Genomic DNA, 11,870 nt, shown 5'->3' with positions numbered 1-11,870 from the left:
ATAAGAACAGACTCAAAAAGGATATAGCCATGAAAAAAACTAAACTCATGATTGCTGGCTTGCTCGTTGTGCTTACGCCATCCGCAATGGCTGCCAACTTTAAGTTAGATGCCAATGGTAACGAGCCATTTTACCAAACCAATATCAGCAAAGAGGTCTATCAATACACGCACAGCAGCACACTGCAAGACCTGACCATACAAAACGCGTCAGGCGAACAAGTGCCATATGCGCTAATGCCTTATGAGGATTTACATCCACAAACCACAACGCACCAAGACAGCAAGCCGCTGATTATTTATCCGATTAAAGAAAGTGCGCTGGGCAACCCAAACGAGTTACGTATTCATTTACAGAAAGGTGCAGGCAATACTTCACTTGATATTGTTTCAAGCGACGGCGAAGCTGCGGCTAGCAAAAAAACCAATGCCATTTATCTGCTAGATGCTGGCAAAAAACATGCGCCTTTAGAGACTATTTCAGTTGATTGGCAAGGCGTGGACGGCAAGTTGCTCACGTTAGAAGTGCTGATTAGTAACGATTTACAAAGCTGGTCGCATGCAGGAAATGCCGTATTACTCAAAACTGTTAATGCCAACAATAGTCTATTACAAAATACCATTTCGCTAGATAGCCCAACCGAAGCACGCTATTTACAAATTCGCGCCACGGATCCAAGTAGCTCCAGCTTTAACCTCACAAAAGCCAATGCGGAATACAGCAAAGTGCAAAGCATCGCACCTCAACTAGTGCTGCAAACAATTCAATTTATCGAACGCAGCGAAGACACTAAAAATGGCTTAGTGAATATCGATTTCGAATCTTCCGGACATTTTCCTGCAAGTTACTTGCATGTCAAACTACCGCAAAATAACACGATTACCAATGCAACCATACAGGTGCGTAACAATACCAACGAGCCTTGGGAATACCTCACAAGCGCATCGGTGTATCGCCTGATGCAACAAGGCAAAACTTTCACTAGCCCTGACGTAGTTTTATCGCCAACTGCTGCTCGTTATTGGCGCCTGCAATTCAACCAGGCAAGCGGCGGTATCGGCGCAGAGAACCCAAGTTTATCTTTAGGCTGGCTACCATCCACTGTGGTATGGAACGCACGCGGACAAGCACCCTTCACACTCCATGTTGGTGAAAAACCTAGCATTGTTAACAACGTTTCAATCGCTAGCTTAATTCCGGAATACAAAATTGAGAAAATCCAAACTCTAGCAAATGCAGGCCTTACATTAGAAGTGAGTACTAACAACACAACAACTGAACAAGCAAACACTTGGACTGCACCTATTGACTACAAACGCTGGCTGCTATGGGGTGGTTTATTTTTAGGCGTGCTGCTATTGGCTGGCATGGCATTTTCATTACTTAAAACTGATACTAAAGAATAGATACGTCCAAATAAAGTATTCAAATAAAAACTAGAAAATAGGAATCAATCCATGAGTAATCAATTCACATTAATGAGTGAGCAGCGTTTTCGACCATTCTTTTTTACACAGTTTTTAGGCGCATTTAACGATAACGTATTTAAAACCGCGCTCATTACACTGGTGGCTTTTCATGCTTCAAGCCTGAGTAGCATAGATGGTGCAACACTCGCCACTTTGCTGCCAGGGTTATTTATTTTGCCGTTCTTTCTATTCTCCGCCACCGCGGGGCAAATCGCCGATAAATTCGAGAAGTCGCAAATCATTCGGTATGTAAAAATATTTGAAATAGGGATTATGACTTTCGCCAGCGCTGGATTCTTTTTGCATAACATCTGGCTGCTAGCCGCAGCCTTATTCATGATGGGCATGCATTCAACCATATTCGGCCCAGTTAAATATTCTTACCTGCCACAGCATCTAAAAGAAGCGGAACTCATAGGCGGCAATGGCATGGTGGAAATGGGTAGTTTCGTAGCAATTTTGTTAGGCCAAGTATTAGGCGCATCACTTGCCACCGTTGCACATCACGAGCTATTTACCAGTATCGCCATTATTGCCATTGGCTTTTTAGGTTACTTTAGTAGCCGAGGCATACCCACCTCCCCTGCCGCGGACGCTAACCTCAAAATCAATTGGAACCCCATCACCGAAACGGTAAAAAACATTAAATTTATTTGGGCAGACCAAACCATATGGCTAGCGATTGTTGGTATTTCTTGGTTCTGGTTTTACGGCGCAACTTTATTAGCGCAATTCCCAAATTTTGCAAAAGACATCTTGCTAGGCGATGAAAGTGTTTTTATTTTACTGCTGTCTATTTTCTCAATCGGCATCGGCATTGGTTCACTCATGTGCGAAAAGCTATCCAAAGGGAAGTTAGAAGTGGGATTGGTGGTATTCGGCGCCATCGGACTCACTATATTTGGCGCTGATTTATACTTTTCTAGCACTTACCTGCATGAAACTGTAAATCTTAAAGCCATGTTCGATTACAAATCATTTATCACCTACAGCCATGCTTACAACCCTGATGTATACAGTTTTAACCATGAGTCCGTGGCACGCTGGCGCTTGTTGGCTGATATTGCCTTAACAGGTTTCTTTGGCGGGCTTTATATCGTCCCCCTATACGCCCTAATTCAATCACGCGCTGAAAAAAGCCATCAATCCCGCGTAATTGCTGCTAATAATATTTTGAATGCCTTGTTTATGGTGGTTTCAGCGGGCTTCTCTATTCTCTTGCTCGGTAAAGGTCTTAATATTCCACAGTTATTTTTAGCCACCGCATTGCTTAATGTATTGGTGACTATCTACCTGTGTATTCGCCAACCTGAATATTTCAAAACATTTATGGCATGGATTAAATTAGCTAAATAACATGCATAAAATCAATCAGACGTTACTTTCATCCAGTTTGTTATTGGCCAGCACACATGTTTTTGCACTAAATTTTGATGCCGAAGATGAAAAATTAGGGCTTTACCCTGAAAACAGCATGGCACTGACTACGGGGCAGTCATGCACAGAAAGCTGTGCGGCAGATAGCCCCGGACAAATGTTTTGGTATTTTAATAAAGAAAAAATTGTCGTCAAAAAATGGTTCTGGGATGCTGACTCCACAGATGAAAATATGGCGGTTAAGGATTTACCACCATTGATTTGGGTTGGGGCGGAAGGTGTGGTGACCGATGCCGTATTGACTGAAAATGGCAAGCAAGTTCAAGCCAGTGGTAGCCAAGACATGAGCCTGCGTCTTGCGCCTAAAATTGCCACTAATTTATCTTACTGGAATGACAGCACATTACAATTTTTTAGTCAGCGTAGTGTAAGAATTCGCGGCAATTGGTCTAATGAAGCATTAGATTTTGCAGGCAAAACTTCTAAATACACTCAGCCGTTATGGATTACAGCACACACTATTTGGCCTGAGGATTATAAAATAGATCTATTAGGGCAGCTTAAGCCATTACAAAAAGAAGAGAGCTTAAAGTCTTTAGTGCAATTTGAAAATGGTGGCGCTAAAAGTGCGTATGAAAGTCGTTTGTTATGGGCCAAAAACGCGCTTCCTACTGAAAATGAACCAAGGCAACTGGCTGGCAAAGCCGTCATTGGGTTCTTGCTTAACGGTGCGCAAGGTGATGATGACGAAGCGCACGGCGGCCACTTTGCGGTGGTAACTGGTCGCATGGAACACAGTGGCGATTACTCGCGATGGTTGGTGAATAACTTTTATAATCTCGCATCCAATAGTGAAAAAGGCATTATTGCCGCCGTGACACCAATGGATAAATACCTAGCAGACTTAAATAGTGGGCAAAGTTATTATCGTCCATCTTATATGTTGGTCGCGGTGTTAAAAACGTACAAAGTTCCTACACAATTCCAAGCAGCTATCAATAAAACCTTTACGCATTTTTATCGCAATGATTTGGTTTATGAACACTCACGTAATAACTGTGCGGGTATCAGCATTGATGCTTTACGCGCCCTAGGTTGGAACATCCCAACCCGTGGTGTAGAAAGCCTACTTAAAGCCACCGCAGCTTACTTTTACGTGAGCGCCACAGAAATGAGCCTAAGCAAAGGCCGTGCGATTTATGATTATCTCAACACCGAAACTACGCGTCTTTTTCCAGCGGTGACGTTTGATGCAATTGGTGAAGATCTATTACTAGGCGCCAATCAATGGTCAAGCAAGCTTTACACAGACCATAACCCAACTACACCTTTTACGCGCCAAATTGGCGAAGATATTGAAGCGATTTACTTTGTACGTATTCCGCAAATTCCCTCAAGCCGCGCTTTTGGTTTAGCACCTGTGTATAGCTTTGATCAATACATGCATCAGGCACCTGCTGACCGCAGCCAATGGAAGATCATACCAACCACGCCAAATCCTCTTCCTGAGGCACTTAAAGATGGTGCTGCTTTAAAGTTAGCGTCACCATCATTACTACCATTACCAGTAGCTGCTGTATTAATATTTATTATGGGTGGATTGGCTTGGATAAGACGCAAACTGCTGAAGCGCAGCGCTGCAAACTAGTCGTCAGCTAATATAAATCTAATGAATTTCATTAGCTGACATTCATGACTCTAGTCATACTATTAATTCAACACAGGCTTATAGTAGCAACACGTTAAGCAGAAATGCGATGCGAAATTAAACTAAAAAGGAGAATTATTATGTGGACAACACCAGCAGCTACAGAAATGCGTTTTGGTTTCGAAGTTACAATGTACGTAATGAATAAATAGTTTAAATAATAAGCTCAGGCTTATGCAAAAGGGTGCTTTATGCACCCTTTTTTGTTATCTACCGTATGCATTGAATGATTCAAATTCTTACTTATTAATCACAAATTCTTTCGGTAAAAATACCCAAATCTTGCCTGCTTGCTTCATGGCACCGGCCTTGGCACCTGCTTCATTGCCATCACCCCAATAGAAGTCAGCGCGCACGCCACCTTTAATCGCACCGCCTGTATCTTGCGCCATCATCAAACGCTTTAGCGGCTTAGAACTGTTCGGCTCCGTGGTAGATAAAAATACCGGCGCGCCTAACGGCACATATTTTGGATCTATAGCCACAACGCGTTCAGCTAGAATAGGCACGCCCAGCGCTCCCAATGGGCCTGGCAAGCCCGCGGGCAGCTCTCTAAAGAATACGTAGCTGGGATTGCTATTCAGTAATTCGCGTAGCTTGGCTGGGTTATTGCGCGCCCAATTTTTAATGCCATTCATAGAGGCATTAGCCATGGTCAACTCACCACGTTCTACTAGTAAGCGCCCAATAGAGTTATAAGTCATTCCATTTTGGTCTGCATAGCCCACATGCACTTGCTCACCACTTTCTAACTGCACTAGCCCTGAGCCTTGCACTTGTAAATAAAAAACATCAATGATGTCATCTATGTACATAAACTCACGGCCTTTTAACGGTGCAGCATCTGACTCAATGTCAGCACGATTGTAATAGGGTACTAATTTATTTCCCACCAATCGACCACGTACACGCTTGTATTTCAGCTCTGGGAACAAGCTATCCAGCTCGACCGTCACCAAATCAGTTGGCACTTGGTATAAGGGATTAGGATATTTGGCAGATTTAAAACGACTGCCTCTTAGTATTGGCTCGTAATAGCCTGTGATTAGGCCGCTATCAGTACCATCAATATTGGTCGTTTTATAAACCGAGAAATTTTGTTTGAAATAGGCAAGTATAGCTTCTGAATTAGGCTTATTGGCTGTTTGGCTATTAAGTTGCGTGGCAGCATTACAGACTCTTTGCCACATAGGTTTATTGATAAGGGTACTGCAACTTTGCATCCAAGCTGGCCAAGATAGGCTCAAATCAGATAAATTTTGTTTACTTTGACCTAAGCCATCTACCTCTTCCCATAACGCGGGTTTTAATAAACCGTAGTCAGCGATTTTAGAGTCAGCAGGCTTTACATCTGTGGGTTTTACATCCGTGGGCTTAGCATCTATTAACGGTCTATCAGGCTCAACAATTTGTACAGGGCTAGTATCAGGCAATGCCTTTACAGCATTTTTATTGGGGCTACAGTCGCACTTAGCAATTGGCTTAGTGGGTGGGCTTGCTTTTGGACTTTTACTTGCACATGCAGTAAGACCACCGCTAATAAACGCCACCAAAATAAGTGCTGTAATTCTTTTTATCAATTGATTGTCATCACTTTAGAGATTAAACGAGAAATTAAGCACTAATGCAAAACTCTAGGCATATCAAGGGTAAATGGTGGAATCACAACATCAAACTGCGTACCGTCATCTGCCACCATTTGATAAGTGCCATGCATTTCACCCATGGGCGTACTCAATACTGTGCCGCTGGTATATTCAAAATGTTCATTCGGATTCAATAAAGGCTGTGCACCAACTACACCTAAACCTTTGACCTCCTGCTGCTCACCATTCGCCTCTTGAATTATCCAATGACGGCTAATTAACTGCGCCGCAACATTACCAGTGTTAGCGATTTTAACGTGGTAAGCAAACGCGTAGCGATTTCGTGCAATATCTGATTGATCTGCAAGAAATTCCGTTTCAACCGTGACGGTGCATTCGTAATGCTTATCTGTGGTCATTTTGTAATCAAACCTTCAGATGGTGAGCTTGGGCTAGCTGAGTATAGTTTTTTAGGCATACGGCCAGCTAAATAAGCTTCACGCCCTGCTTCAACCGCTTTTTTCATGGCGGATGCCATCAACACAGGATCTCGCGCTGCGGCAATAGCGGTATTCATCAACACACCCTGACAACCCAGCTCCATGGCAATCGCCGCATCAGAAGCCGTGCCCACGCCAGCATCCACCAGCACTGGGATTTGAGCATTAGCAATGATGATTTGCAGATTCCATGGGTTTAAAATGCCCATGCCAGAGCCGATTAAAGACGCTAATGGCATCACAGCACAACAACCAATTTCTTCTAACTGCTTGGCAATGATAGGGTCATCAGAACAATACACCATCACGTCAAAACCATCTTTTACCAATGTTTTTGCCGCCGCGAGCGTTTCTATCATGTTCGGATACAAGGTATTAGGATCTCCTAATACTTCTAGTTTCACCAATTTGTGACCATCTAACAACTCACGTGCTAAGCGCAAGGTACGCACGGCGTCATCTGCAGAATAACAACCCGCAGTATTCGGCAGATAAGTAAATTCTTCTGGTGGTAAAAAATCCAACAAAGAAGGCTCGCCAGCATTCTGTCCAATGTTAGTACGACGTATCGCCACCGTGATAATTTCTGCACCGCTAGCATCAATCGCCGCACGTGTTTGCGCGAAATCTGCGTATTTACCAGTGCCCACTAATAAGCGGGATTGATAGCTTTTACCTGCAATTTTTAATAAGTCTAACAATTTTTTATCCTTTTAACATTGTAGTTTAGTGGTTAACGCAGCGTCTTAATCTCAAGTCCGACCTAAGTCTTTTTCGACCCTAACCGCCACCTACCGCACCGACTATTTCCAACTTATCGCCATCTGCCAACCGTGTATCTGCAAACTGACTGCGCGGCACTATTTCACCATTACATTCAATAGCGAGGCGCTTACCTTCTAAATTTAGATTAACCACCAATTGCGCTACTGTGAAATTTTCCGCATCAAAACTGCGTGGCTTACCGTTGATAATGATTTGTATCGTGACTGACATAGCGTGTACTTTAGCAAGAAGTAAAAATTTATGCGCAGCATAAAATAATTACATTATAAAACATCATTTTACGAAATTAGTAGCCCGTATAGCAAACCTTATCTCTACTATTTTAGCGTACCGTTGTTATCACTCAGGATGAAATCATACTGGAACCTAAAAACTTATCGCCTACGGACTGAACAAAATGACTCCCTGCCAGTCTTGATTATAGTTAATGATAAAAATCGAATAACACTATTTTTCTGGGTTAAATATCATGAATAGATTGGTGCGCATCCGGTATAAAATGATTCTTCAATTATTTGGGGGGGGTGGTCACTATGAGTCACATCACTGAAATGCAATTTATTGCCAGACCTCACCATACGCCAGAGGACTTTTCTGACCGCGTAGCTTTAGCCATGACCAAAATATTGCGTTTCTTTGCAGATACTTTTTTTGCCAATCGCTATGGGCATCGTGCTGTTGTGTTGGAGACTGTAGCTGCCGTGCCAGGCATGGTGGCTGGGGCTTTACAGCATTTAAAAGCCATTCGTCTTATGCAACCTGATAATGGCTGGATACGCAAACTTTTAGATGAAGCCGAAAATGAGCGCATGCATTTAATGACGTTTATTCACATTGCCCAGCCCAATCGATTTGAACGCGGCTTAATTATGTTGGCTCAAGGTATTTTCTATAATCTTTTCTTTCTACTTTATTTGATTTCATCTAAAACAGCGCATCGCTTGGTGGCTTACTTTGAAGAAGAAGCAGTTTACAGCTATACAGAATATCTAGCAGGTGTTGATAATGGCACCTATGAAAATGTTCCAGCGCCGCAAATTGCTATTGATTATTGGCAGCTAGATGCGAACGCTAGGCTTAGAGAAGTGATTATTGCTGTGCGCGATGACGAAGCTAATCACCGTGATGTAAACCATTATTTTGCAGATGTTTTAACCAATAGCTAATCCTAAACAGCCGTCAGTATGACGGCGCATTTGTCTTAACATCATAAGTGCTTGATCCAAGTTATTCAACATCATCCTTACCGTAATGAATTTCATCGTTGTACAATATCGAAATTATTTTACTACACACTCATTTAGACGCGCATTCCCGCGCTCATTTAAAAGGTAAGCAATGAAAGTTCAAAGCCAAATCGCAGACATCAATACCGCAACCGGTGTGATGCGCACGTATATTCATCGCCCTGTAGGCGGCAAGCCAAGTGCTGACGGCAAGTTTCCTACTGTATTGTTTTATTCTGAAATTTTTCAGCAAACTGGTCCAATTGAAAGTGCCGCTAAAATCATCGCTAGCCATGGTTATGTAGTACTGGTGCCTGAAGTGTTTCATGAATTAAACCCAATTGGCACGATATTGGCATATGACGATGCTGGTCGCGATAAAGGCAATGCGGACAAAGCTGCCAAAGATGTGCAAGATTACGACACAGACAACCAAGCCATGATTGAGTTTATTAAACAACAGGATTGGTATGAAGGTAACATTGGCGCAATGGGCTTTTGTATCGGCGGCCATCTAGCTTTCCGTGCAGCACTACAGCCAGAAATCAAAAGTACCGCTTGTTTCTATGCAACCGATTTACATTCCATGACCATCCCAAATAAACCGGGTCAACACAGTATGGAGCGCCTAAGCGATATTACAGGCGAACTTTTGATGATTTGGGGCAAGCAAGATAACCACATCCCAACCGCTGGTAGAACTCAAGTGTATAACAAGCTAACTGAAGCTAACCTCACGTTCACTTGGCATGAGTTTAATGCACAACACGCTTTTATGCGTGATGGCGATGAGCGTTACGATGCTCAAACGGCAATGCTCTGCTACCAATTAGCGTTGAACTTGTTCAGCCGAACAATGTAATCGCAATAATACTTTTAAAAAGCACCTTAATTTGTAAAAAGCCCTTGTTTAGCCGTATCGCGGATTGCCGCGACGGCTGGATGATCAAAACGCCGCTCAACTGAAATGGCGTAGTAATAATCTTGCACTTCTTCAGTTTTGCCAAGTTCAACAACCCCAAATTGCCGCGTAATTTCCGACGCAATGACTGAGGGTGCCATAAAAATACCGATACCAGCTTGACCAAAAGCTTTCATCAATGCGCTATCATCAAACTCCCCAACAATTTGTGGGCGAATACGCTCCGCATCAAACCAGCGCATCAGCCTACGACGCATTGCAGTATCTAGACTCGGCACTAATAATGGCGCCTGATTCAAGCTCGCTGGGAAGCCTTGCTGATACTTGGCTGCCAGTGTAGGTGTGGCAAAAAAGCTGATGCCACATTCACCCAGTTTATGGTTATTCCCCTTGATGTCCAATTGCTCAGGCATGGGTCTATCTGACAGCACCAAATCAAGACGATGTATGGCTAAATCGCCTAGCAACTTATCTAACTTATCTTCTCTGCAGATAATTTTGATTGGCTCACTCAGCGCCATGGCAGGTGCAAGTAGGCTGTAAACGATGGATTTAGGCATGACATCCGCAATACCCACTCTAAAAGTTGTCACTTGCTTCACCGTACCGCCACTCAAGGCCTGCTCCATCTCTGCGCCTATTTCAAATATCTCATCTGCATAAGATAATGCTAAACGCCCTGTTTCAGTAAGCTCTAAGCCGCGCCCAACTCGTTTAAACAAGGTTGCTTCAAGTGAAGCTTCTAACAACCCAATCTGCCCACTAAGGGTTTGTGGTGTGAGGTCAAGCTGTTCACTAGCGCGTGCAATACTGCCCGCGCGCGCTACTTGCCAAAAATAATTTAATTGTTTGTAGTTCAACATAATCGGTTAACCATCAGTTTTTTACGAATTATATATCAGTATAATCTTTATTTTTACGATGTGTTAATTCACCTAGTATAGCTAAACGTTAATGCTTACTTAGGAGATTAAGATGCAACTTGATATTCAAACCAATGGTTTTTCATTGACAGACGGAATCCGTGATTACGCCACACGCCGCATGCAGTTCGCCCTAGATAGAAATGATGGGCATATCATGCATGCACGTATCAGCCTAGCTGATATCAATGGACCGCGTGGTGGCATAGATAAAAAATGCCAGATTAATTTGGTGTTGGCTGGGCACAGTAACATTGTCATAGAAGACACCGAAGCTGACTTGTATGTCGCCATTGATCGCGCGAGTGACCGTTGCGCTCGTACACTGACCAGAAGACTGGAAAAGCTACGCGAGCATTCTTATGATCCCGCACCGACTCCGTTAGTTACTGAGGACTAAGAAAACTTACTTTACCAATACTTTAGCTTGAGCAAACTGAAGATTATATTAACCGCTTAATTTTGATGTTTTGGAGTTCGCAATGAAACGTATTATTTATTTTTTAGCCACCAACCTTGCCATTATGTTGGTGCTTTCACTAACCATGCGCATACTTGGGGTAGAGCCTTACCTTAATGCCAACGGTCTGGACTTAGGCAATCTACTGGCCTTTGCCGCCATCATGGGCTTTGGTGGTGCATTTATCTCATTGGCAATGTCTAAGTGGTCTGCCAAGCGCATGTCTGGTGCGGTAGTCATTGAAGAGGCACGTACGCCTACTGAAACTTGGTTGATTAAAACAGTGCGTGCTCAGGCCGATATGGTCGGCATCAAGATGCCAGAAGTCGCTGTATTTGACTCGCCTGAGGTCAACGCTTTTGCAACGGGCATGACTAAAAATAGCTCATTAGTAGCGGTATCAACAGGCTTACTTAATAAAATGAGTAAAGATGAAGCTGAGGCTGTGCTGGCTCACGAAGTTTCGCATATTGCTAATGGCGACATGGTAACGCTTACCTTAATTCAAGGCGTGGTGAATACTTTTGTAATGTTCCTCTCACGCGTCATTGGCTACGCGGTGGATAAAATTATTTTCAAAACTGAAAAAGGTACAGGTCCAGCGTTCTTTGTCACGATGATCATTGCAGAACTACTATTGGGCGTACTAGCTTCCATTATCGTCATGTGGTTCTCACGTCAGCGTGAGTTCCGTGCAGATGCTGGTGCGGCAAAGTTATCAAGTGCTAAAAAGATGATTGCTGCATTAGAACGTTTGCAAGCTGAACACGAACCATCTGCTTTACCTAAACAAATGGCGGCTTCCGGAATTTCTGGAGGTGGGTCTAGCGGCTTTAAACGCTTGTTCTCAAGTCATCCAGACTTGTCTGAACGCATTTCTGCGTTGCGTAGTAATTCATAAAATTGAGATGAA

General features: G+C 43.2%; 13 protein-coding genes. 8 read left to right on the top strand and 5 right to left on the bottom strand.

What is annotated here, in order from left to right:
* The first annotated feature begins 29 nt into the window (after nt 1-29).
* The 4 genes from PSU72_RS01530 (at nt 30) to pqqA (ending at nt 4,706) form a co-directional block, all read left to right on the top strand.
* On the top strand, nt 30-1,406 hold the full coding sequence (locus PSU72_RS01530; RefSeq protein WP_300429975.1) for a DUF3999 domain-containing protein: 1,377 nt from the start codon (nt 30-32) through the stop codon (nt 1,404-1,406).
* Between the two features lie 51 nt (nt 1,407-1,457).
* Nucleotides 1,458-2,825, top strand: coding sequence for an MFS transporter (locus PSU72_RS01525; protein ID WP_300429973.1), 1,368 nt, complete (start codon nt 1,458-1,460; stop codon nt 2,823-2,825).
* Between the two features lies 1 nt (nt 2,826).
* Complete coding sequence (locus PSU72_RS01520; protein ID WP_300429971.1) at nt 2,827-4,494, top strand: hypothetical protein; 1,668 nt, start codon at nt 2,827-2,829, stop codon at nt 4,492-4,494.
* A gap of 140 nt (nt 4,495-4,634) precedes the next feature.
* The gene (pqqA, locus tag PSU72_RS01515) at nt 4,635-4,706 is read left to right on the top strand and encodes a pyrroloquinoline quinone precursor peptide PqqA (protein WP_012777389.1); all 72 of its coding nucleotides are present in this window, start codon (nt 4,635-4,637) and stop codon (nt 4,704-4,706) included.
* Nucleotides 4,707-4,793: 87 nt separating this feature from the next.
* Here the strand turns inward: pqqA and PSU72_RS01510 are convergent, their stop codons facing one another.
* The 4 genes from PSU72_RS01510 to thiS all read right to left on the bottom strand — a co-directional run bounded on the left by PSU72_RS01510 (nt 4,794) and on the right by thiS (nt 7,636).
* Complete coding sequence (locus PSU72_RS01510; protein ID WP_300430153.1) at nt 4,794-6,131, bottom strand: murein transglycosylase A; 1,338 nt, start codon at nt 6,129-6,131, stop codon at nt 4,794-4,796.
* A 44-nt stretch (nt 6,132-6,175) separates the two neighbouring features.
* The gene (gene apaG / locus PSU72_RS01505; RefSeq protein WP_300429969.1) at nt 6,176-6,559 is read right to left on the bottom strand and encodes a Co2+/Mg2+ efflux protein ApaG; all 384 of its coding nucleotides are present in this window, start codon (nt 6,557-6,559) and stop codon (nt 6,176-6,178) included.
* Nucleotides 6,556-7,341, bottom strand: coding sequence for a thiazole synthase (locus tag PSU72_RS01500; RefSeq protein ID WP_300429967.1), 786 nt, complete (start codon nt 7,339-7,341; stop codon nt 6,556-6,558). Before PSU72_RS01500 ends, apaG begins: the two co-directional genes overlap by 4 nt.
* A gap of 79 nt (nt 7,342-7,420) precedes the next feature.
* Nucleotides 7,421-7,636 (bottom strand): sulfur carrier protein ThiS, encoded by a 216-nt coding sequence (gene thiS / locus PSU72_RS01495; protein WP_300429965.1) that lies wholly within the window; start codon nt 7,634-7,636, stop codon nt 7,421-7,423.
* A gap of 323 nt (nt 7,637-7,959) precedes the next feature.
* Here thiS and PSU72_RS01490 point away from each other — a divergent pair, with 323 nt between their 5' ends.
* Together PSU72_RS01490 and PSU72_RS01485 are read left to right on the top strand one after the other, a co-directional pair.
* On the top strand, nt 7,960-8,592 hold the full coding sequence (locus tag PSU72_RS01490; protein WP_300429963.1) for an alternative oxidase: 633 nt from the start codon (nt 7,960-7,962) through the stop codon (nt 8,590-8,592).
* Between the two features lie 172 nt (nt 8,593-8,764).
* Nucleotides 8,765-9,514 (top strand): dienelactone hydrolase family protein, encoded by a 750-nt coding sequence (locus tag PSU72_RS01485; RefSeq protein WP_300429962.1) that lies wholly within the window; start codon nt 8,765-8,767, stop codon nt 9,512-9,514.
* Between the two features lie 26 nt (nt 9,515-9,540).
* Here the strand turns inward: PSU72_RS01485 and nhaR are convergent, their stop codons facing one another.
* Nucleotides 9,541-10,437, bottom strand: a complete 897-nt coding sequence (gene nhaR, locus PSU72_RS01480; protein ID WP_300429960.1) for a transcriptional activator NhaR — start codon at nt 10,435-10,437, stop codon at nt 9,541-9,543.
* Nucleotides 10,438-10,549: 112 nt separating this feature from the next.
* Between nhaR and PSU72_RS01475 the strand changes: the two genes are divergently transcribed.
* A complete protein-coding gene (locus tag PSU72_RS01475; protein WP_300429958.1) occupies nt 10,550-10,897 on the top strand; it encodes an HPF/RaiA family ribosome-associated protein in 348 nt (115 codons plus the stop codon).
* A gap of 82 nt (nt 10,898-10,979) precedes the next feature.
* The gene (gene htpX, locus PSU72_RS01470; protein WP_300429956.1) at nt 10,980-11,858 is read left to right on the top strand and encodes a protease HtpX; all 879 of its coding nucleotides are present in this window, start codon (nt 10,980-10,982) and stop codon (nt 11,856-11,858) included.
* The last annotated feature ends 12 nt before the right edge of the window (nt 11,859-11,870 follow it).

The sequence above is a fragment of the Methylotenera sp. genome (assembly GCF_029945535.1).
GTDB lineage: Bacteria > Pseudomonadota > Gammaproteobacteria > Burkholderiales > Methylophilaceae > Methylotenera.
Note: the sequence above shows the minus strand (reverse complement) of the source record. Positions and strands in the feature narration are given on the sequence as shown.